General features: G+C 70.4%; 22 protein-coding genes, 1 tRNA gene and 1 pseudogene. 16 read left to right on the forward strand and 8 right to left on the reverse strand.

Annotated elements, in window-relative coordinates; all coding sequences use genetic code 11:
- The first annotated feature begins 25 nt into the window (after window positions 1–25).
- Both ABD823_RS12180 and ABD823_RS12185 read left to right on the forward strand, forming a co-directional pair.
- Window positions 26–865 (forward strand): nuclear transport factor 2 family protein, encoded by an 840-nt coding sequence (locus ABD823_RS12180; RefSeq protein ID WP_344858886.1) that lies wholly within the window; start codon window positions 26–28, stop codon window positions 863–865.
- 192 nt (window positions 866–1,057) lie between these two features.
- Complete coding sequence (locus ABD823_RS12185; protein ID WP_344858888.1) at window positions 1,058–1,189, forward strand: hypothetical protein; 132 nt, start codon at window positions 1,058–1,060, stop codon at window positions 1,187–1,189.
- A gap of 226 nt (window positions 1,190–1,415) precedes the next feature.
- Here the strand turns inward: ABD823_RS12185 and ABD823_RS12190 are convergent, their stop codons facing one another.
- Together ABD823_RS12190 and ABD823_RS12195 are read right to left on the reverse strand one after the other, a co-directional pair.
- Entirely contained in the window at window positions 1,416–1,871 is a 456-nt protein-coding gene (locus ABD823_RS12190) for a hypothetical protein (RefSeq protein ID WP_344858890.1), read from the reverse strand.
- A 111-nt stretch (window positions 1,872–1,982) separates the two neighbouring features.
- Window positions 1,983–2,504: an ArsR/SmtB family transcription factor gene (locus tag ABD823_RS12195; protein ID WP_344858892.1), complete on the reverse strand. Its 522-nt coding sequence runs from the start codon at window positions 2,502–2,504 to the stop codon at window positions 1,983–1,985.
- Window positions 2,505–2,614: 110 nt separating this feature from the next.
- Between ABD823_RS12195 and ABD823_RS12200 the strand changes: the two genes are divergently transcribed.
- Complete coding sequence (locus ABD823_RS12200; protein ID WP_344858894.1) at window positions 2,615–3,895, forward strand: MFS transporter; 1,281 nt, start codon at window positions 2,615–2,617, stop codon at window positions 3,893–3,895.
- A gap of 485 nt (window positions 3,896–4,380) precedes the next feature.
- A complete protein-coding gene (locus ABD823_RS12205; protein WP_344858896.1) occupies window positions 4,381–5,118 on the forward strand; it encodes a hypothetical protein in 738 nt (245 codons plus the stop codon).
- 66 nt (window positions 5,119–5,184) lie between these two features.
- Here the strand turns inward: ABD823_RS12205 and ABD823_RS12210 are convergent, their stop codons facing one another.
- The 4 genes from ABD823_RS12210 to ABD823_RS12225 are packed head-to-tail and all read right to left on the reverse strand — an operon-like array spanning window position 5,185 to window position 6,765.
- Complete coding sequence (locus ABD823_RS12210) at window positions 5,185–5,358, reverse strand: hypothetical protein (RefSeq protein WP_344858898.1); 174 nt, start codon at window positions 5,356–5,358, stop codon at window positions 5,185–5,187.
- Entirely contained in the window at window positions 5,310–6,038 is a 729-nt protein-coding gene (locus ABD823_RS12215) for a helix-turn-helix domain-containing protein (RefSeq protein WP_344858899.1), read from the reverse strand. Before ABD823_RS12215 ends, ABD823_RS12210 begins: the two co-directional genes overlap by 49 nt.
- Before the next feature lie 6 nt (window positions 6,039–6,044).
- Entirely contained in the window at window positions 6,045–6,497 is a 453-nt protein-coding gene (locus ABD823_RS12220) for a DUF6879 family protein (protein WP_344858901.1), read from the reverse strand.
- A gap of 43 nt (window positions 6,498–6,540) precedes the next feature.
- A complete protein-coding gene (locus tag ABD823_RS12225) occupies window positions 6,541–6,765 on the reverse strand; it encodes a hypothetical protein (RefSeq protein ID WP_344858903.1) in 225 nt (74 codons plus the stop codon).
- 312 nt (window positions 6,766–7,077) lie between these two features.
- Here ABD823_RS12225 and ABD823_RS12230 point away from each other — a divergent pair, with 312 nt between their 5' ends.
- From ABD823_RS12230 to ABD823_RS12245, 5 genes and pseudogenes are all read left to right on the forward strand, one after another.
- A complete protein-coding gene (locus tag ABD823_RS12230) occupies window positions 7,078–7,386 on the forward strand; it encodes a transposase (RefSeq protein WP_425566598.1) in 309 nt (102 codons plus the stop codon).
- A 92-nt stretch (window positions 7,387–7,478) separates the two neighbouring features.
- Window positions 7,479–8,105: pseudogene (locus ABD823_RS12235) on the forward strand (IS3 family transposase); the annotation flags it as partial.
- The gene (locus ABD823_RS34615; protein ID WP_425566599.1) at window positions 8,033–8,260 is read left to right on the forward strand and encodes an integrase core domain-containing protein; all 228 of its coding nucleotides are present in this window, start codon (window positions 8,033–8,035) and stop codon (window positions 8,258–8,260) included. The pseudogene ABD823_RS12235 and the gene ABD823_RS34615, both read left to right, overlap by 73 nt.
- 48 nt (window positions 8,261–8,308) lie before the next feature.
- Entirely contained in the window at window positions 8,309–8,725 is a 417-nt protein-coding gene (locus ABD823_RS12240; protein ID WP_344858905.1) for a hypothetical protein, read from the forward strand.
- A 17-nt stretch (window positions 8,726–8,742) separates the two neighbouring features.
- A complete protein-coding gene (locus ABD823_RS12245; protein WP_344858907.1) occupies window positions 8,743–9,579 on the forward strand; it encodes a tyrosine-type recombinase/integrase in 837 nt (278 codons plus the stop codon).
- A gap of 99 nt (window positions 9,580–9,678) precedes the next feature.
- On the opposite strand, the gene ABD823_RS12250 is transcribed toward ABD823_RS12245, so the two are convergent.
- Window positions 9,679–9,763, reverse strand: a tRNA-Leu gene (locus ABD823_RS12250).
- Window positions 9,764–9,929: 166 nt separating this feature from the next.
- On the opposite strand from ABD823_RS12250, the gene ABD823_RS12255 reads away from it, so the two are divergent.
- The 3 genes from ABD823_RS12255 (at window position 9,930) to ABD823_RS12265 (ending at window position 13,536) form a co-directional block, all read left to right on the forward strand.
- Window positions 9,930–11,237, forward strand: a complete 1,308-nt coding sequence (locus ABD823_RS12255) for a M20/M25/M40 family metallo-hydrolase (RefSeq protein ID WP_344858909.1) — start codon at window positions 9,930–9,932, stop codon at window positions 11,235–11,237.
- 214 nt (window positions 11,238–11,451) lie between these two features.
- Complete coding sequence (locus ABD823_RS12260; protein WP_344858911.1) at window positions 11,452–11,985, forward strand: hypothetical protein; 534 nt, start codon at window positions 11,452–11,454, stop codon at window positions 11,983–11,985.
- Window positions 11,986–12,219: 234 nt separating this feature from the next.
- Window positions 12,220–13,536: a chaplin family protein gene (locus ABD823_RS12265; RefSeq protein ID WP_344858913.1), complete on the forward strand. Its 1,317-nt coding sequence runs from the start codon at window positions 12,220–12,222 to the stop codon at window positions 13,534–13,536.
- Between the two features lie 201 nt (window positions 13,537–13,737).
- Here the strand turns inward: ABD823_RS12265 and ABD823_RS12270 are convergent, their stop codons facing one another.
- Complete coding sequence (locus ABD823_RS12270) at window positions 13,738–13,923, reverse strand: DUF5703 family protein (protein ID WP_344858943.1); 186 nt, start codon at window positions 13,921–13,923, stop codon at window positions 13,738–13,740.
- A 158-nt stretch (window positions 13,924–14,081) separates the two neighbouring features.
- Between ABD823_RS12270 and topA the strand changes: the two genes are divergently transcribed.
- The 4 genes from topA to ABD823_RS12290 all read left to right on the forward strand — a co-directional run bounded on the left by topA (window position 14,082) and on the right by ABD823_RS12290 (window position 21,667).
- Window positions 14,082–16,748, forward strand: a complete 2,667-nt coding sequence (topA, locus tag ABD823_RS12275; RefSeq protein ID WP_344858915.1) for a type I DNA topoisomerase — start codon at window positions 14,082–14,084, stop codon at window positions 16,746–16,748.
- Between the two features lie 136 nt (window positions 16,749–16,884).
- Complete coding sequence (locus ABD823_RS12280) at window positions 16,885–18,237, forward strand: metallophosphoesterase (RefSeq protein ID WP_344858917.1); 1,353 nt, start codon at window positions 16,885–16,887, stop codon at window positions 18,235–18,237.
- A 153-nt stretch (window positions 18,238–18,390) separates the two neighbouring features.
- A complete protein-coding gene (gene tmk / locus ABD823_RS12285; RefSeq protein WP_344858919.1) occupies window positions 18,391–20,454 on the forward strand; it encodes a dTMP kinase in 2,064 nt (687 codons plus the stop codon).
- Window positions 20,455–20,485: 31 nt separating this feature from the next.
- The gene (locus tag ABD823_RS12290) at window positions 20,486–21,667 is read left to right on the forward strand and encodes a DNA polymerase III subunit delta' (RefSeq protein ID WP_344858921.1); all 1,182 of its coding nucleotides are present in this window, start codon (window positions 20,486–20,488) and stop codon (window positions 21,665–21,667) included.
- Window positions 21,668–22,009 lie beyond the last annotated feature (342 nt).

Consider the following 22,009-nt stretch of genomic DNA (forward strand, 5'->3'; position numbering starts at 1 on the left):
GCACCACCGATCTTCATGCTCGAGGGTGTCAGAACGAACCAGACATCAGGAGATCGACGGCATGCTGCCCCAGGCCCTCCACGCTCTGCGCGAGGCGATCAACTCCCACGTCCCGGAGCGGATCGCCGGCTGCTTCACCGAGGACTACGTGGCCGAACGACCGCTGCGACCGGCCGAGGGGTTCATCGGTTCCGACCGGGTCGCCGCGAACTGGACGAAGATTTTGGCCGGGCTGCCCGACCTGCAGGCCGAGATCCTGCGCCACGCCCAGAACGGCGACGAGCTGTGGTCGGAGTGGGAGATGCGAGGTACCGCCCCGACCGGGGCGACGGTGGTGCTGCGCGGCCCGGTGGTGCTCACCACCCGCGACGGACGGATCGCATGGGCTCGGTTCTACCCCGACCCGGTCACCATGGACGGCCCGACCCACACCACCGTCTCCCGGGTGCTGGACGCCCCGGCCGAACGAATCTTCGCGGTGCTCCGCGACCCCCGCCGCCACCCCGAACTCGACGCCACCGGCCTCCTGCGGCAGGCCAGAACCTCCCACCTGGTCGACGCCGTCGGCGACACCTTCGTCATGGCTATGCACAACGATGAGATCGGCGACTATCTGATCGAGAACCACGTCGTGGCTTTCACCGAGAACCGGGTCATCGCCTGGGCCCCCGGCCAACCGGGTCAGCGCCCGGCCGGTGACCGCTTCACCTGGAAGCTCATCCCGATCGACGACGGTCACACCGAGGTGACCCAGACCTACGACTGGACGGCGGTCACCCACCCGGCAGTGGTGCCTCGCCTGCCGGTCATCTCCGCCGACGAGCTCGACGGGTCGTTGACCCGCCTGGCCGCGGCGGTGGCGTAGGGCCACCGAAGGACTCGGGCACCGTCCGTGTACCGGTTGAGGCGACGTTGCGCGACGGTCCTCAATGGTCATGGCGAACACAGAGGCCAAGGCCGTTGCGTTCTCGGACGGTGAGACTGCACCCCTGGGTCGAGTGACCGAGTAAGGGCGCCCCAACGCGGAGATGACAGACGCGACCCCTGATGATCGTCGGTGTCCAGTCAGTATGGCCTGCCGCCGCACACCGCGGTGTACTGCTACTTCGCCGCCTGGCGCGACGACGGCACCGGCCAGACCATCCATGACCTGCTGCGCTGCCAGGTCCGGGAGAAGGCCGGACGGTGAGAGGACCCCACCGCGGTGGTCCTGGACACCCAGACCGTGCACGCCTCGGTCGGCGCGCCGGCCGCGCATCCCCGTTGCGCCGCGTCGCGATGGACGTGCACGAAGGCATCCCTGACACGCCGTGGTGTCCGGGTGTCCCGTACGGCGACATCGACGTGCTTGGCCACGATGATGCGGAACCGGGCCGGTCGGGAGACTTCTCCGGCGCGGCGAGCGCGTCGGCTCATCAGCGGAGCAACTCCTCCAGGTCGTCCTCGGAGTACTCCACGAAATCAGCGGTGTCGGACATGGTGTCCTGAGCTCGCTGCAGGAGGTCCCGATCGCGGAGGGCGTCGATGACTCTCGCCAGGCGGCGGTGGCCGGCCTCGCCCTCCTCCATTTCGCGCAGCACGACCAGTGCTCTGGCCAGCGAGGTGGCGGAGACCCGAGCGACACCCCGCCCGGGCACCGCTTCCAGGACGCCGTGGCGAATCCACGCGCGGACGGTGGGGAGGGTCACATCGAGGAGTTCGGCCGCTGTCGCCAGGCGGACCGCGGAGGGATGCGGTCCCTGGTCGTGCCGCTGGGTCATGCGCCGGACGGCGGCGTGCAGGGCGCGGTCCGAGGCCCGGTGCTGGGCGAGGGAGAGCAGGTCGGCAAGATCCTCCACCACAAGGCGGGTCCGCTCATCGGAAACGGCCATGCGCTCATCGTAGCTCGCCTACTTTCAAAAATAAGCTTGTTTTTGAAAGTAGGATGGTGGATCAGGCGCTTGGCGGAGCTGCGACGGAGAGCGAGGCCCGGCCTGAGCGTCTCACTGGGCGGCGAGCCGGTGGAGGACGACGATGCCGCCGTAGGCCGGTTCGCCGAGGCGTTCGCCGTCCGTGGCGATGTACTCGTCGAGGATCGCGAGGATGCGGCGTTCCAGCGCAGTGGCGTCCTCGGGTGACAGGTGCAGCATGAACCGGGCGAACGTCTGGACGGACTCCGGGCCCGCCTCGCGAAGCTCGTTCTGGAACGCCTCGATCGGAGCGAGTGCGGCCTGTGGGTCTGCGGCATCCACCGGGGTGCTCAGCCACCATGACAGCCCGGTCGACCGGTAGGGCTTCTCCAGCGCGCCGCCGGCGCCGGTGCGGATCGGCGCCGACTCCAGGAATCCCGCCTCGGCGAGTTGCCGTACGTGGTAGAGCACCGTACCCGGATCGCGGCCGATCCGGTCGGCGAGTTGTTTGTTCGTCAGCTCCTGCTGCGCGCACAGGCGCAGGATGCGCACGCGCAGGGGGTGGGCCAGGGCCTTGGCCTCGCGGACCGTCGCCGCGCGACGTCTGCGTTGCACTCGCGGAGAGTCGTCCGGCTGCTGTCCCTGTCCGGCACCGACCTGTTCGCCCACGGCCGTCATCGTATCTACTGGTGGACTGGAATACATCGATCGATTTTTATCCATCGATGGAAGAAGCTCCATTCGTGATGAACTCCACTCGCGCGCACGCCTCTCCAACACGACGATCATCCCTGGGCGCCTCCTACGGGAAACTGTGGGTGTCCAGCAGCTTGTCCAACCTCGCCGACGGCATCGTCCGCATCGCGCTGCCGCTGATGGCCGTGCAGGTCACCCGCTCCCCTGCGCTGATCGCGGGTCTGACCATCGCGCTGACGATTCCCTGGCTGCTGTTCGCGCTGCACGCCGGCGCCATGGCCGACCGGCTCGACCGCCGGAAGGTGATGCTCACCGCCAACGCGGCGCGCGTCGCGCTGCTCGCCGGGCTCGTGCTGCTCGTCGTGCTCGGCACCGGTTCGATCTGGGCGCTGTACGCCGTCGCGTTCTGCCTCGGCACCGCAGAAACGATCTACGACACCGCAGCGCAGTCGATCCTTCCCCAGATCGTGCACCGCGACCGGCTGTCACGCGCCAACGGACGGCTGTACGCGGCCGAGCTGACCGCGAACGAGTTCATCGGCCCGCCTCTCGCGGGTCTTCTCATGGCCGCGGGCGTCGCCGTCGCCTTCACCGCTCCCGCGATCATGTGGATCCTCGCGGTGGCCCCGCTCCTGCTGGTGCGCGGGTCGTTCCGGATCGATCGGGAGGGAGGCACCAGCCTGCGCGCCGACATCGCCGAAGGACTGCGTTTCCTGTGGCGCCACAGGTTGCTGCGCACCCTCGCGGTCATGGTCGGCGTGTTCAACTTCGCCACCAACGCGGTACTGGCCGTCTTCGTCCTGTACGCGGTCGGGCCGGAGTCCGCGATGAGGCTGCCGGAGCCTGCCTTCGGCCTGCTGCTGACCGCCATCGCCGCCGGGAGCCTGTGCGGATCGCTGGCCGCCGAACGGATCGAGCGACTGCTCGGCCGGGCGCGCTCCCTGGTGACGGCCTTCGCATGCGGTGCACTGCTGGTCGGCGTGCCGGCGGCGACGACTCACCCTCTCCCGACCGGTGCGGGATTCTTCATCGGAGGCGCCGGGATCGTCCTGTGGAACGTGGTCACGGTCTCCCTGCGGCAGCGGATCACCCCCGACCGGCTGCTCGGCCGGCTCAACAGCGGCTACCGGCTCGTCGCCTGGGGCACCCGCCCGCTCGGCGCCGCGGCCGGCGGCCTGCTGGCCTCGGTCTTCGGGCTCCGCGCGGTGTTCGCCACCATGGCCGTGCTGATCCTCCTCCTCATCGCGGGCATGAGGACCGTCACCGACGACGACATGGACACCGCCGAACGCGAGGCCGGTCATGCCTGAGCGCGCACCGGGTGACCATGGGGATCCGGTTTCAGCGGATCACGAACACGAATGCTCCGCGGACCACCGCGTGCGGGACAGGGACCCGCACGACAAGCCGGAACAACGCAGAAGAGCCCGCTCCGGAGAGCGAGCTCTTCAATCGGTGAAGATGTGTCCGAGGGGGGACTTGAACTCTCGGCACCCGGGGGACAACGGGGGGCATCCGGATACCTAGAAACTTGCCGTGAGCTGGTCCAAAGCGGTTTTCGATCTTTGGCTTGTGCATCCAAGAACACCCGGATACATAGGCGGCAGTATCACGCCAAGAATCAGGACAGGCGGTGCTCGCCCTCGGATTCGCTGCCTCTTCGACGGCTCGGGCGATAGAGTCCAGCCGTGCGTTGATCTTCCGGGGCGGAGGCCAGATGCCGCCGCAACGGTGCGGGTGACCCCGACAGGTGGGGCCGCCCTGACAGGCGTAGCCGTCCCACCGAGGTCACATGATGCCCGCTCAGCAGCCCCTCACTTACCAAGCATTCGTTGAACTCGCCGCCGCCGACCCTGCCGTCGTCGGACTCGTCCTCAAGGGCTCCCACGCCCACGACGACATGATCACCGAGCACTCGGACTATGACCTGTACGTCGTCCTCGCCGACGGCGCGACATCGGATCTCACTCGGTTTACGGGCCACCGCACCCCCGAACTCGACCTCGTCATCATCTCCCTCGCCGACTTTCGCGCGGCCGGAATGCCCGGCTTCGAGCGCTACGCCCTCGCCCGCGCCAGGATCGCGCTCGATCGGCTCGACGGAGGCATCGCCCAAATTCTGGCCGCCAAGGCACGGCTGGACGCCGATGAAGCATTCAAGGACTCCGGTGAATGGCTCGACGCCTATGCCAACTCCCTCTACCGCTCCGTCAAGAACGACCGTGACGGACATTCACTCGCCGCCCGCCTCGACGCCGCCGACAGCATCCGGTTTCTGCTGGAGCTGCTCTTCGCAATGGACCGACGCCCCCGCCCCTACAACAAGTACCTCGAATGGGAACTCACCCGATACCCGCTGCCCGATTGGGACACCGGCATGTTGCTGGACGCCGTGGACCGCATCTCACGAACGGGCGACGTGCCCCTGCAACGACGCCTCTTCGCCGATGTCGAGGCAGCGGCCCGGCGCGCCGGGCACGGCACGGTGCTGGACGCATGGGGCGAGGACATCGACTTGATGCGACCGCAATAGGGATATCGGGAAGGCCCCCGCACAACTGTGGCGCCGCCAGAGACTTTCCCAATAGGTCCTTCGTCGTTAGCCATCCACGGCTTGGATCGCCTTGGTGATCAAAACACGGGCGGCTTTGCCATACACCGCCAGGGCGGCCAGTTCGGCGAACGCCCCCGCGTACAAGGCGACCTCGTGGGGCTGTGTGACCGTCAGGTGGCCGGAGACAAGTTCGACGGTGACCTCGGCGTCGTCGAACATGAAGAACCCCTCCACAGGCCACATGGTGGACCGGTCAGCGTCGAGGGGATGATGCCGAGCGATATCGAGGGCAGGGCGCTCACGGTGAGGAGGCGGCCGAGTTGCCCTGCCATAACGTCAGCCCCTCCGATTGGCGCGCGTAGGACGCTCTCCTCCAGAACCACGGCGAATCGATGGTCGCCCTCGTGGATGACGTGCTGCTTGTCCACCCGCACCTGAACCGCTGCCTCGACATCGTCTCGGAGACCGCGACGCCGCATGAGTGCCGACAGGATGGCGGCGATGTAGGCACGGGTTTGCAGCGGTCCGGGAATGAGCTTGGAAGAGTAAATGCGGAAGTGGCGTGTCCGCTCCCATCGAGGCACGACCGCCTCCTGAGCCTTCTTCAGCCCAGTACGTTCCATGTGCCGCCACTCGACGAACATCCCCTCGATCGCCTCAAGGGAGGCCACCAGGTCAGGTGCTTGTTCCGGCACTCCGCAGTGGCGGCACCAGGCGCGGATATCGGCGGGGGAAGGGGTGCGCTGGGCATGCTCGATACGGCTTACCTTCGACGAGTGCCAACCTGCCAGCCGCGCGAGATCGCGACCGGACAGGCTGGCCTCGCGTCGGATGCTCCGGAGACGAGCGCCCATCACTTCGAGCGCCCGTTGGGCGCTGGACGAGGGAAACGTGCTCATGGATGGTCAGACGGGCCGATAGTCCTCGTGAGGAACGGCGCGTTGCCAGACGGCCTCGAACGCCTCAGCACACAGCTTGGTCACCGCCTGGTCGGTGATGATTTCGCTGTCCACCTTGTCGCCCTCGCCGCTGAAATGGTGAATGAGCAGGGTAGCGCCGTCGAACAACCAGAAGTCGTTGCCGGGCAAGGCCAGGTCGGTCGCCCTACGACGGGGGAGCCAGCGAACCTGCTCGCCGGCCCGGAGATTGGGCACGGTGATGTCGTACTCGTACCGGATGTAGTTGCTGACCGGCTCGGAGACGATCCGCGCCCGTCGTACTTCCACACCGCGAGTAACCGCGTCCACGATGTTCTGGAGCCACGGACGCCACCATGAGGAACGGTCGTTGAGGTCGATGCGATGGCCGGCCTTCCACGCATCGAATTTGGGATCGTTCAGGGCGTACACGTCACGCATCTCAAGATGTACGGCGGTGTGCTGGCAGTCGGCGAGGAGTTGCTCAAGCGTCCGTCCGGCTGGCACCGGCTACCTCCGGGAAGAACTGCATCATGCGCTTGGGGAAGCGGATCACCGTTTCCCCCTTTGGCAGGTCGCCGACCTGATCGAGGACGGCTGGCTCGGTGGTGACGAAGCCTTGGAGGATGTAGTCGTCACCGTCCTCCCAGACAGTGGGCGAGTCACCGTCGGGGCTGTCGGGGTCCTTACCGAGGAATCGCAGTGCCATAAGGTCCTCCTACGGGGTTGGACGTGCTGTGCTTGAGTTTGCATGCTGGATGACCGGACTCAAGATGTTTGCCAGAGATTGCCATGCGTCTTCTAGATCGGCCCCCACACTTCGCCCTCTGTCAAAGACGAGCAACCTCGTTAAGGTGCGGTATCACGCGTTCTTACCGTCGCGGTCATGCCCTCCGAACATGGTTCTCATCTGGAACGCGAGCGCAACGCCACGTCGGCCCCGATGCTCCTGGAGTTCGACTGGGCTTGATCCGGTTTGACGGACATCCGAGATCAGGGGCTCGCCCCCGAAAGGATGTCCATGATGGAGCACATGGGGAAGAAGAAACCGCGTCCTCGCCGCTCGTTCACGCGTGAGTTCAAGGCGGAGATCGTCGAGCTGTGCCGGCGCGGAGACCGTTCGATCGGCCAGGTGGCCAAGGACTTCGACCTGACCGAGACCGCGGTCGACTGGATCCGCCAGGCCGAGGTCGACACCGGCCGACGTGACGGGCTGACCAGCAGTGAGCGCGAGGAGTTGGCCGTGCTGCGGCGGGAGAACCGCCGCCTGCGCGAGGACGTCGACATCCTCAAGCGGGCCACGGCTTTCTTCGCGAAGGAGACCCGGTGAAGGTGCATCCCTTCATCGAGGCGGAAAAGCAGGGCGGCCACAACGTCAAACGGGCGTGTGAGCTGCTGGAGGTCTCCTGATCCGCCTTCTACGCCCGCCGTCAGGGCGCGCCCGGTCCCCGGGCGGTGCGCGATGCGCACCTGGCCGAGCGCATCGCCGAGGTCCATCGGCACTCGCGGGGCGCCTACGGCGCTCCGCGCATCCATGCGGTCCTGCAACGGGAAGGGACCGGCTGCGACCGGCGCCGGGTGGCCCGGTTGATGCGCGCGGCCGGGCTGCAGGGCCGCCACCGGCGCCGCCGGCAGCAGACCACCGTCGCCGATCCGTGCGCCGCGCTGCGTCCCGACCTCATCGGCCGGGACTTCACCCCGGATGCGGCCGCGCTCGATACCCGCTGGTGCGGGGACATCACCTACCTGCCGACCGAGGAGGGCTGGCTGTATCTGGCCACGGTCATCGATATCGCCTCACGTCGCGTGGTGGGCTGGGCCACCGCCGATCGCCTGCGCACCGAGCTGGTCGCCGACGCCCTGCAAGCGGCCTGCCGACGACGCCGCCCCGCCCAAGAAGTGATCTTCCACTCGGACCGCGGCTGTCAGCTCAGTACACCAGTGGGGCGTTCGCCGAGCTGGCCGAGCGGCTCGGGGTGCGGCTGTCGGCCGGCCGGACCGGTCAATGCTGGGACAACGCCCTGGCCGAGTCGTTCTTCGCCACGCTGAAGGGCGAACTGCTCGGTGATCGGGCCTGGCCCAGCCGGGCCGCTGCCCGCAGCGCGGTCTTCGAGTTCATCGAGGGCTGGTACAACCTGCATCGACTGCACAGCAGTCTGGGCTACGTTAGCCCTGCCGCCTACGAGGCCGCTGTCGCGGCCTGATCACCACACCGAAGGTGTCCGCCAAAGCGGAGCAAGCTCAGAGAACGAGTGAGCAGTAAAGACGAGAAGAAGCCCCGGCGGAGGTCCCCCGGCGAGGGTGGCGTCTTCGAATACAAGCTTGCCAACGGCAAGACGCAGTTCGGAATCAAGTTCATGGTTCCTCAGCCGGACGGGACCAAGAAGCCCGTGCTCCGTCGTCGGGACGACGAGGGCAGGCCGTGGACCACGAGGGCGGCGGCACAGAAGGCCGTGCGTGAGGCCCTGTCAAAGGTGGACAAGGGCGAGTTCATCGAGCCGTCCAAGCAGACCACGGGCGGCTATCTCGACGACTGGGTGAACGGCCTGCGCAAGGCTGACAGCACCGTCGCCTCGTACAAGAAGAACATCCGGCTGCACCTCAAGCCGTACATCGGCAGCATCCCCCTGGCTTCCTCACCTCCGCGAAGATCACGGCGCTGTACGTGATGTTGGAGAAGGAGGGCATGCGCAACGGCAAGGGAGAGCTGATCGGCGAGGGTCTGTCCGCGCGTACGGTCCGTTACATCCACACCATCCTGCGGTCGGCGCTTCAGGCCGCAGTCGATGCCGAGCCCGCCCTTCTCGCCAAGAACCCCGCTGACAAGGCCAAGCCGCCGACCGCGAAGGAGGCCAAAGCCCCCGAGATGCACCCGTGGAACGACGAGCAGCTCCGGACCTTCCTCGACTGGTCACGGGAGAACAGCGCCCTCCATAGTGCGTGGCTCGTGCTGGCCTACACGGGCATCAGGCGCGGTGAACTCCTCGCGCTCCGCTGGCGGGACCTCGACCTCGACAAGGGCAAGATGAGCGTTCGACGGTCGGTCGGGCTGATCAGGATCAAGGGGGAGGGGAAGAAGATCCAGGAGGGCACCACGAAGAGCTGCAAAGCCCGCGTGATCGACCTCGACCCCGCGACGGTGGCACTCCTCCGTCAGCACAAGAAGGAGCGCGGGGGCCTGGCCCTCAAGCTTGCCCAGGGCGACGCTCTCGTGTTCGGTGACCATGAGGGCGTGTGGCGGCACCCTGAGCGGTTCAGCCGCACGTTCAAGGAGCATCTCGCCCGCTGCCGTAGGGAACTGGCCAAGCAGGGGATCGAGCCGCCGCCCGACATCCGGCTCCACGACCTCCGCCACACGCACGCCACGATCATGTTGATTGCCGGCGTGAACCCGAAGATCGTGAGCGAGCGCCTCGGGCACTCGACGGTGAGCATCACGCTCGACATCTACTCGCACTGCCTCCCGACGATCCAGCGTGAAGCGGTCGAGAGGTTCGCCGCCATCATGGGCGGCAACGGCTGATCAAGGCCGGAAGTATCAGAGCAGTATCACGGCTCGTTCTGGTGGCGAAAACACAAAAGCCCCGAGCCTGTGACCTGCACAAACTCGGGGCCTCCTGGGTGTCCGAGGGGGGACTTGAACCCCCACGCCCCGCAAAGGGCACTAGCACCTCAAGCTAGCGCGTCTGCCATTCCGCCACCCGGACGTGGTGCCTGCACGCGAGACCGTCGTCCCTCGTCGGCGGACCTAGGTTAGCAAACCTTTGAGCGTGCGTCATATCGGAAACCGTCGAGGTCCGAGGGGGGATACCGGCGCCGCCGCGGCGACGGCAGGATGGGAGGCGCAAGCCGTACTGAACCGAAGGAGTCGACATGACCGCGCTCAATGGTGAGGACGAGGTCGTCGAGCTGTGCCGCGACCTGATCCGGATCGACTCGACCAACGCCGGCGACAACGCGGGACCGGGTGAGCGGGCCGCCGCCGAGTACGTCGCGGAGAAGCTGGCCGAGGTCGGCCTGGAGCCGCGGATCCTGGAGTCCGACAGCCGCCGGGCGAACGTGGTCGCCCGCGTCGCGGGGGAGGACCCCTCGCGGGACGCGCTGCTGCTCCACGGGCACCTCGACGTCGTCCCCTTCAACGCCGACGACTGGACCCACCACCCGCTCAGCGGGGAGATCGCCGACGGCTGCGTCTGGGGGCGCGGCGCGGTCGACATGAAGGACATGGACGCGATGATCCTCGCGGTCGTCCGGCAGCGGCTCAGCGAGGGCCGCCGCCCGCCGCGGGACGTCGTGCTGGCCTTCACCGCCGACGAGGAGGCCGGCGGCTCGTACGGCGCGCAGTGGCTGACCGACAAGCACGCGGACCTGTTCGAGGGCTGCACCGAGGCGATCGGCGAGGTCGGCGGGTTCAGCGTCTCCCTCGACGAGGCCCGCAGGCTCTATCTGATCGAGACGGCCGAGAAGGGCATCGCCTGGATGCGGCTGACCGCCCGGGGCCGGGCCGGGCACGGCTCCATGCTCAACGACGAGAACGCCGTCACCGAGCTGGCCGACGCGGTGGCCAGGATCGGCCGCTACGAGTGGCCGGTACGGCTGACGCAGACCGTCAAGACCTTCCTGGCCGAGGTCTCCGAGGCGCTGGAGCTGGAGCTGGACGCCGACGACGCGGAGGCGACCGTGGCCAAGCTCGGGCCGCTGGCCCGGATGATCGGCGCCACGCTCCGCAACACCGCCAACCCGACCATGCTGGCGGGCGGCTACAAGGCCAACGTCATCCCGCAGAGCGCGGTCGCGCACGTGGACGGCCGGTTCCTGCCCGGCTACGAGGACGAGTTCTTCGCCACGATCGACGAGCTGCTCGGCCCCAACGTGACCAGGGAGTTCGTCTACCACGACATCGCGCTGGAGACCGGGTTCGACGGTCCTCTGGTGCGCGCGATGGCCGACGCGCTGGCCGCCGAGGACCCGGGGGCGCTGGCGGTGCCGTACACGCTGTCGGGCGGCACCGACCTGAAGGCGTTCAGCCGGCTGGGCATGCGGGGCTTCGGGTTCGCGCCGCTCAGGCTCCCCGCGGACCTGGACTTCTCCGGGATGTTCCACGGGGTGGACGAGCGGGTGCCGACGGACTCGCTCCGGTTCGGCGTGCGGGTCCTTGACCGTTTCCTGGACGGCTGCTGAGGCGTTCTCCGAAAAACCATTGCACTGACTCGACGTAGTGCTAGCGTAACTCTCCGTTGAAGGGGGGCTGTGTTCACACAGCCTTGCCAGGAGCTGGGGAGGTCACGTGGCGCGCACGCCGGACGGTCTGCGGGAGGTTCTCCCGCCCGCCGTCCCGTGCGCGCCCGTGGGTCCCTCCTCCGATGACGCGACCGCCGTCCGGGGTGCCCGGGCGGTGCGGTCCGCGACGGGTGCCCGGTCGACCGTCCGGCGGGTCCTCGCGGTCGGCGGCCTGTTCGCCGTCGGCTGGCTGCTCGCCGTCGTGTTCGGGCTCCTCGGCGCCGCTCCGGCGGCCGCGGACACCGCCGCGGTGACAGAGGTGGTGTCGGAGGCGGCAGCGGAGACGGCGGGCTCCGGCGCCCTCGGTGCGGCCGCTTCCGGACCGGCCTCCCCGGCCGGTGACTTCCCCACGGAAAGCGGTCATCTGTCGGCGACAGGAAACGCCGAAGCAATGGCCGGGCGAGGCGTCGACGGGCTCACCAGCCAGTCGTCTCCGGGATCCCCGGCGCGTTCCACCGTCGACCACGCCGGCGCGAACGGTTTCGTTCCGCAGAGCAACGGTGGATCCGGTCTCTTCGGACCGGGGGTGGGGGACATCGCGCGGTTCGTCTTCGACCCGCGCCTGCGGGCACAGCGGGCACCGCTCGCGTGCGTGCTCCCTCCCGTCGTCCGCACAGCGGCGGACGACCCTTCTTTCTCTCCCGACTGATCCCGTCGCGCGGACCGGCCTTGTCTCCCCATATGGACGCGTCGGTCGGCGGAACGCGCCGTGGTCCCCCTGGGCGGGGAGCCGTTCCGCACAACGGGTGATGAGCGATTCCAGTTCTCGTGACGGCTGCGTGGGTGTCCGCTGTGCGGGTCCCCACCGGGACCTCGTCCGCCTCCGCATGCCACGCACGGGATGTCAGGTACCCCCTATATGAACCACAAGGAGCTTGAAAGCATGCGTACGTGGGTTAAGAGGACGAGCCCTGCGGCCCTTCTCGCGCTGGGCGTCATGGCCCTCGGCAGCGGCACGGCCCTCGCCGACGAGACCTCGGGCGACGGCAGCGTCCTCGGCGGCAACCAGCTCAACCTCCCCATCACCCTGCCGGTCGACATCAGCGGCAACGCCGTCTCCGTCGTCGGAGGGTCGGCGGCCCGCTCCGAGGGCGGCGCGTCCGTCGAGCAGTCGGGCAAGGGCGGTGCGGGCGGCAACCGCACCAGCGGCGACGGCAGCGTCCTCGGCGGCAACCAGGTCGTCGCGCCGATCACCGCTCCGGTGAACGTGTGCGGCAACGCGGTCGCGGTCGTCGGCCGCGCCAAGGCGGGCTGCAAGGGCGGCGCGTCGGTCAAGCAGTCGGGCAAGGGCGGTGCGGGCGGCAACCGCACCAGCGGCGACGGCAGCGTCCTCGGCGGCAACCAGGTCGTCGCGCCGATCACCGCTCCGGTGAACGTGTGCGGCAACTCCGTCGGGGCCGTGCTGGGCCAGGCGTTCGCCGGCTGCAAGGGCGGCGCCGAGGTGACCGGGGGCGGCAGCAAGCCCGGCCACGGCTACCACAGCGGGCACGGCCGCGGCTCCGGTGCGGGCGGCAACCGCACCAGCGGCGACGGCAGCGTCCTCGGCGGCAACCAGGTCGTCGCGCCGATCACCGCTCCGGTGAACGTGTGCGGCAACTCCGTCGGGGCCGTGCTGGGCCAGGCGTTCGCCGGCTGCAAGGGCGGCGCGTCGGTCAAGCAGTCGGGCAAGGGCGGTGCGGGCGGCAACCGCACCAGCGGCGACGGCGGCATCCTGAGCGGCAACCAGGTCGTCGCGCCGATCACCGCGGCGGTCAACGTCTGCGGCAACGCGGTGGCCGTCCTGGGCGACGCCGCCGCGGGATGCCTCGGCGGCGCGAACGTCGGCGGCTCGCACCACGGCAAGGGCCACGGCCCGTCGGGCAAGCACCACGGCAAGCGCTCCTCGGGCCTGCTCCCGGCGCTGCCCGTCGTCCCGGCGCTGAACAGCCAGAGCGCCCCGTCCGCGGCGCCCGCCGCCGGCAGCGTCCCCGGGCTCTCCGAGGCGCCCGCCCGGTCCGCCGGTTCCTCGCTCCCCGCGGCCGGCCTGACCAGGGCCGTGCCCGTCGGTGACATCGGTCTGATGAGCGCCGCCCGTCCCGCGGGCGTGACCGGGATGACCTCCGGCTCGCTGCTGGCCCTGGTGCTCGGAGGGATGGCGGCCGCCTCCGCCACGCTGTTCGCGGCCACCCGCCGGGTCCGCACCCGCCGGGTCCGCGGCTAGGACGGCGGAGACTCCACCGACCCGGCCCGACGGCCGGGCTCCGTGCCGGGCGGGGTGAGCGGCGGCCGTACCGCTCGCCGCGCCGCCCGGCGCGGGGCGCCCTCCCGGTTCCGCCGGGAGCGGCACAGACGCTTTGCCCGTTCCGGGGGCGTGGCCCGGGGCGGGCAAAGCCATGTCCGGATCCGGACAGCGTGTCCGAGGTCACATCGTCTTGGTCGCGCGTATGATCTTCCGGCGCAGTCGGACGTCCCGGCGGCCGTCGGGATACAGTCGCAGGCGGTCGAGCTCCCAGCCGCCGTATTCTGCGTGCTCGGTCAGGATCTGCCGGGCCGCGTTCCTGGAGGTGCCACGCGGAAGATGAAGAACCAAGTAGGAGTAGTCCAGCACAGCGGTTAGTCTCCGAAAGGTGGGCTGAGGGACGTCGGTGCTCATCGGCATTTATTGTGCGTCCTTGCGGCTTCCCCCGGGAGTGCTCCCGACCAGGATCGGGTAGCCCGAGGGGGAGCGAACGGGGAACGAATGCGAACAGCGAGGTAGGAAGCAGCGTGCCAGCCAAGAACGGCAACGCCGGCGGAACCCGCCTGGTGATCGTCGAGTCGCCTTCCAAGGCGAAGACCATCGCCGGGTACCTCGGGCGCGGCTACGTCGTGGAGTCCAGCATCGGGCATATCCGCGACCTCCCCGAGAAGGCCGACGACATCCCCGAGAAGGCCAAGGGCAAGCCCTGGGCCCGCCTCGGCGTCGACGTCGACCATGGGTTCGAACCACTCTACGTCGTCAACGCCGACAAGAAGGCCCAGGTCAGCAAACTCAAGCAGCTGCTGAAGGACGCCGACGAGCTCTACCTCGCCACCGACGAGGACCGCGAGGGCGAGGCGATCGCCTGGCATCTGCGCGAGGTCCTCAAGCCCAAGGTCCCGGTCCACCGCATGGTCTTCCACGAGATCACCCCCCGGGCGATCCAGGAGGCGGTGGCCAACCCGCGCGAGCTGAACATGCGGCTGGTCGACGCCCAGGAGACCCGGCGCATCCTCGACCGCCTCTACGGCTACGAGGTCAGCCCGGTGCTGTGGAAGAAGGTCAAGCCCCGGTTGTCCGCGGGCCGGGTGCAGTCCGTGGCGACCCGGCTGGTCGTGGAGCGCGAGCGCGAGCGCCTGGCGTTCACCAGCGCGAGCTACTGGGACCTGCAGGCCCGGTTCGACACCGGGCGCGACGAGAGCCCCCGCGAGTTCACCGCCGTGCTGACCGGGGTGGACGGCCGGCGCGTCGCCCAGGGCCGCGACTTCGCGAGCAACGGCACGCTCAAGACCGCCGACGTGCTCCACCTGGACGAGGAGGCCGCCCGGGCGCTGGCGGGGCGGCTGGCCGGCACGGCCTACACGGTCGTCTCCGTCGAGCGCAAGCCGTACACCCGCAAGCCGTACGCGCCGTTCCGGACGACGACGCTGCAGCAGGAGGCCAGCCGGAAGCTCGGCTTCTCGGCGAAGACCACCATGCAGATCGCCCAGCGGCTGTACGAGAACGGCTTCATCACCTACATGCGGACCGACAGCATCACGCTGTCGGAGACCGCCGTCGCCGCCGCCCGCAGCCAGGCCATCAAGCTGTACGGCGCCGCGTACGTGCCGGACAGGCCGCGCGTCTACGCCAGCAAGGTGAAGAACGCCCAGGAGGCGCACGAGGCGATCCGCCCCTCCGGCGAGGAGTTCCGCACGCCGGGCGAGACCGGCCTGACCGGCGACATGTTCCGGCTGTACGAGCTGATCTGGCAGCGGACCGTCGCCTCCCAGATGAAGGACGCGGTCGGCGAGTCGGTCACCGTCAAGGTGGGCGGCGCGTCCGCCGCGGGCGAGCGGGTCGAGTTCAGCGCATCGGGCCGGACGATCACCTTCCACGGCTTCCTGCGGGCCTACGTCGAGGGCGCCGACGACCCGGCCACCGACCGCGACGACGCGGAGAAGCGCCTGCCCAACCTGACCGAGGGCGACCGGCTCACCGCGAGCGAGCTCGCCACGCTGGGGCACGCGACCAAGCCGCCCGCGCGCTACACCGAGGCCTCGCTCATCAAGGAGCTGGAGGACCGGGAGATCGGCCGGCCGTCGACCTACGCGTCGATCATCGGGACGATCCTCGACCGCGGCTACGTGTTCAAGAAGGGCACCGCGCTGGTCCCGTCCTTCCTGGCGTTCGCCGTGGTCAACCTGCTGGAGCGGCACTTCGGCCACCTCGTCGACTACGACTTCACCGCCGAGATGGAGAAGGTCCTCGACGACATCGCCAACGACCGGGCGGAGCGGGTGCCGGAGCTGCGCCGCTTCTACTTCGGCGACGGCGGTGACGAGGAGGGGCTGAAGGAGCTGGTCACCGACATCGGGGAGATCGACGCCAAGGAGATCAGCTCGTTCCCGATCAAGGGCACCGACATCATGATCCGGGTGGGCCGCTACGGTCCCTACCTCGACCGTGACGGCGCCCGGGTGAACATCCCGGAGGACCTGGCGCCCGACGAGCTGACCGCCGAGAAGGCCGAGGAGCTGTTCTCCCGGCCGAGCGGGGAGCGGGAGCTGGGCCGCGACCCGGTCACCGGGCACATGATCGTGGCCAAGGACGGCCGGTTCGGCCCGTACGTCACGGAGATCCTCCCGGAGGAGCCCGCGCCGGCCGAGGGGGCGAAGAAGCGCACCAAGAAGGCCGACGCGCCGAAGCCGCGGATCGAGTCGCTGTTCAAGACGATGACGCTGGACACGGTCACGCTCGAGGACGCGCTGCGGCTGCTCTCCCTGCCCCGGGTCGTGGGGGAGATCGACGGGGTCGAGGTCACGGCGCAGAACGGCCGGTTCGGCCCCTACATCAAGAAGGGCACCGAGTCGCGCTCGCTGGCCTCCGAGGACGACCTGTTCACGGTCACGATCGAGCAGGCCAAGGAGCTGTTCGCGCAGCCCAAGACCCGGGGCCGCCGGGCCGCCGCGCCGCCGCTGCGCGAGCTGGGCAACGACCCGGTCTCGGGCAAGCCGATCGTGGTCAAGGAGGGCCGCTTCGGGCCGTACGTGACCGACGGCGAGACCAACGCCTCCCTGCGCAAGGACGACGACGTCGAGCAGATCACCACCGAGCGCGCGGCCGAGCTGCTGGCCGACCGGCGCGCCCGGGGCCCGGCGCCCAAGCGCACCACCACCCGGACCACCAAGGCGAAGGCCAAGAGCAAGAGCTGAGAGTCCTCTCAGCGCTGCGGGAACGCACCGGCCGCCACGGGCGTTCTGCCAGAGCGCGCCGGGTGCGTCCGGCGCTCCGTCCTCCTGCCCGGACACCGGGCGCGGCGGGCGGACCTGGGAGGGACGAGAGGTTGTCATGGGGTTCGTGGCGTTGGTCTTCGGGGTGGTGGCGGCGGTCCACTGCTACCTCTGGCACCGTCTGGTGCGGGCGACCACGCTCCCCGGACGCACCCGCCGGGCGCTGACCTGGGCGCTGGCGGGCCTGGGCGCGCTCGTCCCGGTGGCGATGATCGGCTCCCGGAGCGAGTGGGGCCACTTCCTGGCCTGGCCGGGGTTCTTCTGGCTCGCGGTGATGTTCTACCTGGTGGTCTTCCTGGTGGTCCTGGAGGTCCCCCGGGCGCTGGCCCTGGCCGTGCTGGGCCGCCGGGAGCGCGGGCGCCGTACGGCCGGTGACGACCCTGCGGCGGACGGCGGGACACCGGGCGGACCGGCGGCGGACGGCGGCGCACCGGGCGGACCGGTGGCGGACGGGGGCGCGGCCGGTGAGCCGGTCCCGGCCCGGGCGGGCACGCGGACCGCGGCCGCCGGGCCGGACGGGGCCGGCGAGGCGATCGGCCGCAGGCTCTTCATCGCCCGGACGGCCGCCGCCGTCGCGGGTGCGGGCGCGCTGGCCACGGTCGGGTACGGCGTGCGGACCGCGCTGGGCGACCCCGTGATCGAGTCGGTCAAGGTGACGCTGCCCCGGCTGGACCCGCGCCTGTCCGGGCTCCGGTTCGCGGTGGTCAGCGACATCCACCTCGGCCCGCTCACCGGGATCGGGCACTCGCAGCGCATCGTCCGGATGATCAATTCGCTCGAGGCCGACGTGGTCGCGATCGTCGGCGACCTGGTGGACGGCACGGTGGCCGAGCTGGGCCGGCTCGCCCGCCCGCTGGCGGACCTGGAGTCCCGCCACGGCGCCTACTTCGTCACCGGCAACCACGAGTACTACACCGCCAACGGCCCCGGCGAGTGGCTGGAGGAGCTGCACGAGCTGGGCGTGCGCTCGCTGCGGAACGAGCGGGTCGAGATCGCCCACGCCGGGGCGGTGCTCGACCTCGCCGGGGTCGACGACCTGGCCGGGGCGGCCGGCGGGCCCGGCTCCGGGCCCGTGGGGACCCCGGACACCGCCGGATCCGGAGGGGGGCCGGACTTCGAGCGGGCGCTCGGCGGACGGGACCGCTCCCGGCCGGTGGTCCTCCTGGCCCACCAGCCGGTCCAGGCGGCCCGGGCCGCCGAGTACGGCGTGGACCTGCAGCTGTCCGGGCACACCCACGGCGGCCAGATGGTCCCGTTCAACCTCGCCGTGCCGCTGCAGCAGCCGGTCGTCGCGGGTCTCGGCGAGGTCGGCGGCACGCAGGTCTACGTCACCCGCGGGGCCGGGTTCTGGGGCCCGCCGGTCCGGGTCGGCGCCCCTCCGGAGATCACCCTGCTCGAGCTGCGCGCCTGAGGGGCCGGGGCGGTCCGTCGCAGGCGGGTGACGGACGTGCCGCCTGTGGCGTGCGGGATGGGCGTACTACCCTCCCTCATGCGAGGAGTCGGCCGGTATATCCGTCCGGCTCATGTTTCCCCCGCCCGACGAGCACACGGATACCCTGACGTCATGACCTCCCCTGGCCGGAGCACCGCACGCCGCAAGCCCCCCCACGTGCTGGCGAGCGCCCCCTTCCGCAGGCTGTGGACCGCCATGTCGGTCTGCAGCCTCGGTGACTGGCTGAACCTCCTGGCGCTCACCGCGCTGGCGGGCAACCTCACCGCGGAGTCGGGCTACCAGACGCAGAGCCTGGCCATCGGCGGCGTCTTCGTGGTGAAGATGCTCCCGGCCATCCTGCTGGGGCCGCTCGCGGGCGCGTTCGCCGACCGGTTCGACCGCCGGCTGACGATGGTCGCCGCCGACCTGGCGCGCTTCGCCCTGGTGATCTCGATCCCGCTGACGGACGCCGACTACCGGTGGCTGATCATCGCCACGTTCCTGGTCGAGTGCGTCAACCTCTTCTGGGTCCCGGCCAAGGACGCCACGGTGCCCAACCTGGTGCCCAAGGAGCGCCTGGAGGAGGCCAACCAGCTCAACCTGCTGGTCACGTACGGCACCGCCCCGGTCGCGGCGCTGCTGTTCGCGGTGCTGTCGGTCGCCGGGGACGCCCTGGCGGGCCTCGTCCCGTACCTAGCCGAGCGCGACACCTATCTCGCGCTGACCGTCAACGCGCTGGCGTACCTCGCCTCGGCGGCCCTCGTCTTCACGCTCCGGGACATCCCGCGCGGCCGCACCGGGGCGGTCGCCGCGCCGTCGGTGCTGCGGCAGATCACCGAGGGCTGGCGGTTCGCCGGCGGCGACCGGCTGGTCCGGGGGCTGATCACCGGCATGCTCGGCGCGTTCGCCGCGGGAGGCGCGGTGGTCGGCGTGGCCAAGGTCTACGTGACGACGCTGGGCGGCGGCGACGCGGCCTACGGTGTGGTCTTCGGGGCGGTCTTCGCCGGCATGGCGGCCGGCATGTTCTTCGGGCCCCGGCTGCTGCGGGGGCTCTCGCGGCGGCGGCTGTTCGGGCTCTCGATCGTGGTGGCCGGTCTGGTGCTCGCCGCGGCCGCGCTCGTCCACAACCTGGCCATCGTGGTCATGCTGACCGTGCTGCTGGGCGCGTGCGCGGGCATCGCCTGGATCATCGGCTACACGATGATCGGGCTGGAGGTGGAGGACCACCTGCGGGGCCGTACGTTCTCCTTCCTGCAGTCGCTGGCCCGGGTCACGCTGCTGCTGGTCGTCGCGGTCGCGCCTGCCCTGGCCGGCCTGTACGGCGCGCACGAGGTCGTGGTGGGCGGCGAGCCGGTCTACCGGTTCGACGGCTCCAACCTGGTGCTGCTGGCGGGCGGGCTGCTCGCGGCCGGGGTCGGCCTGGTCTCCTTCCGGCAGATGGACGACCGCAGGGGCGTGCCGGTCCTCGCCGACCTGGTCGCGGCGGTGCGCGGGGAGCGGCCCGGGCCGGAGGGCGCCGAGGAGCCGCGCGGCATGTTCATCGCGTTCGAGGGCGGCGAGGGATCGGGCAAGACCACCCAGTCGCGGCTGCTCGCCATCTGGCTGCGCGACCAGGGCTTCGACGTGGTGCAGACGCGGGAGCCGGGCTCGACCAAGATCGGCATGCGGCTGCGGGCGATCCTGCTGGACGCCGTGCACCAGGGGCTGTCCCCCCGCGCGGAGGCGCTGATGTACGCGGCCGACCGGGCCGAGCACGTGGAGAAGGTCATCCGGCCGGCGCTCCACCGGGGCGCGATGGTGGTCTCCGACCGCTACGTGGACTCCTCGCTGGCCTACCAGGGGGCGGGCCGGGCACTGGACCGCGGGGAGGTGGCGGAGCTCAACACGTGGGCCACCGGCGGCCTCGTGCCCGACCTGACGGTGCTCATCGACACCCCGCCGGAGCTCGGCCTCACCCGGCTGGGCGGGGCGGCCGACCGGATCGAGTCCGAGCCGCTGGACTTCCACGAGCGGGTGCGCCGCGAGTTCCGCGCGCTGGCCGCCGCGGATCCCGGCCGCTACCTGGTCGTCGACGGGACGCTGACGCAGGAGGAGATCTCCCGGCTCATCCAGGACCGGGTGCGCGACGTGCTGCCGGACCCGGTGCCCCGGGAGGCCGAGGACGTCACCGGCACCATGCCGGCCATCCGCGACTGAGCCGTGCGGCGCCGGCGGTAGGTTTGACGGCGTGGGAGTCTTCGATGACCTTGTGGGGCAGGACCGGGCGGTGGAGACGCTCCGCCGGGCCGCCGCGGCCGGGGCCGAGCTCCTGGCCGGGGGCCGCGGGTCGGGGATGACCCACGCCTGGCTGTTCACCGGGCCGCCCGGGTCGGGCCGGGAGGCGGCGGCGCGGGCCTTCGCCGCGGCGCTGTTCTGCCCCGACCAGGGATGCGGCCACTGCGACGTGTGCCACCAGGTGGCGATCGGCTCCCACCCGGACCTGGAGACCGTCCGCCCGCAGGGCCTGTCGTACGGCGTCAAGGACACCCGGCAGCTCATCCTCCGCGCGGCCGGCGCCCCCACGCTGGGCGGTTGGCGCGTGGTGCTGTTCGAGGACGCCGACCGGGCCACCGAGGGCGCCTCCAACGCCCTGCTGAAGGCGATCGAGGAGCCGCCGCCGCGGACGGTCTGGCTGCTCTGCGCGCCCTCCCCCGACGACATGATGATCACCATCAGGTCCCGGTGCCGGGTGGTCCCGCTCGTCACCCCGCCCCCGGCCGCCGTCGCCCACGTGCTGGCCACCCGGGAGAACGTGCCGCCGGAGACGGCGGGCTTCGCCGCGCGGGCCGCGCAGGGGCACCTCGACCGGGCCCGCAGGCTCGCCCTGGACGCCGAGGCCCGCAGGCGGCGCGAGGACGTGCTGTCCATCCCGGCGTCGCTGACCGGGGTGGGCGAGTGCGTGGCGGCCGCCGAGCGGCTGGTGAAGACCGCCGAGGAGGAGGCCGCCGCGGTCACCGCGGTGCTGAACGAGGCGGAGACCGCCGAGCTGCGCAAGGTCTACGGCGAGGGCTCCACCGGCAAGGGCCTGAACAAGGGGCTGGTGCGGGGCGGGGCCGGGGCGCTCAAGGACCTGGAGGACCGGCAGAAGTCCCGGGCCACCCGGACCAAGCGCGACGTCATCGACGCGGCGCTGCTGGACCTGGCGGCGTTCTACCGCGACGTGCTGGCCGTGCAGTTCGGCGCGCCGGTGGAGCTGGCGAACGACGACCGCCGGGCCGACCTGGACGCGCTGGCCCGCGCCTCCACGCCGGAGGACACCCTGCGCAGGATCGACGCGATCATGCTGTGCCGGCGGCGGCTGGCGGCCAACGTCAACCCGCAGATGGCCGTCGAGGCGATGACGCTGTCCCTGCGGAATCCGCGCCTGTGACCGTGCGCGGCCCGCGTCTGTGACGCCGTGTGCCTGAGCCTGTGCTTGTGCGGTCCGCGTCTGTGATTTCGCGAGGCTCGCTTCTGCGGTCCTGCGCGGCGCTTCTGTGACGCCGTGCGGTGCGGATCCGCGGTGCCGTGCGGTGCGGATCCGCGGTTCCGGGCGGCCCTTTCCCGTCTCCGCCGCCCGTGGCGGTGCCGGCCGGCAGCCGCTTGGCGGTGGATATCCCCTGGTAGGGGGAGAGAAATAGACCGTCCGTGACAGGAAGGTCCATTTCCGTGTTTTCGCGTTATGGGGAACCGATCTGGGTTAACTCCCCTCAAAGATCAGGAAGAGATCGTT

Source organism: Planomonospora alba, assembly GCF_039534085.1.
GTDB classification, from domain to species: Bacteria; Actinomycetota; Actinomycetes; order Streptosporangiales; family Streptosporangiaceae; genus Planomonospora_B; species Planomonospora_B alba.

Bases quoted from the DNA above. Each gene is read 5' to 3' on its own strand.
- ABD823_RS12190 (WP_344858890.1), bottom strand. From the start codon at position 1,871: ATGGCCGTTTCCGATGAGCGGACCCGCCTTGTGGTGGAGGATCTTGCC.
- ABD823_RS12200 (WP_344858894.1), top strand. From the start codon at position 2,615: ATGGAAGAAGCTCCATTCGTGATGAACTCCACTCGCGCGCACGCCTCT.
- ABD823_RS12205 (WP_344858896.1), top strand. From the start codon at position 4,381: ATGCCCGCTCAGCAGCCCCTCACTTACCAAGCATTCGTTGAACTCGCC.
- ABD823_RS12210 (WP_344858898.1), bottom strand. From the start codon at position 5,358: ATGTTCGACGACGCCGAGGTCACCGTCGAACTTGTCTCCGGCCACCTG.
- ABD823_RS12215 (WP_344858899.1), bottom strand. From the start codon at position 6,038: ATGAGCACGTTTCCCTCGTCCAGCGCCCAACGGGCGCTCGAAGTGATG.
- ABD823_RS12220 (WP_344858901.1), bottom strand. From the start codon at position 6,497: ATGCGTGACGTGTACGCCCTGAACGATCCCAAATTCGATGCGTGGAAG.
- ABD823_RS12225 (WP_344858903.1), bottom strand. From the start codon at position 6,765: ATGGCACTGCGATTCCTCGGTAAGGACCCCGACAGCCCCGACGGTGAC.
- ABD823_RS12230 (WP_425566598.1), top strand. From the start codon at position 7,078: ATGATGGAGCACATGGGGAAGAAGAAACCGCGTCCTCGCCGCTCGTTC.
- ABD823_RS12245 (WP_344858907.1), top strand. From the start codon at position 8,743: ATGCGCAACGGCAAGGGAGAGCTGATCGGCGAGGGTCTGTCCGCGCGT.
- ABD823_RS12255 (WP_344858909.1), top strand. From the start codon at position 9,930: ATGACCGCGCTCAATGGTGAGGACGAGGTCGTCGAGCTGTGCCGCGAC.
- ABD823_RS12265 (WP_344858913.1), top strand. From the start codon at position 12,220: ATGCGTACGTGGGTTAAGAGGACGAGCCCTGCGGCCCTTCTCGCGCTG.
- ABD823_RS12280 (WP_344858917.1), top strand. From the start codon at position 16,885: ATGGGGTTCGTGGCGTTGGTCTTCGGGGTGGTGGCGGCGGTCCACTGC.
- tmk (WP_344858919.1), top strand. From the start codon at position 18,391: ATGACCTCCCCTGGCCGGAGCACCGCACGCCGCAAGCCCCCCCACGTG.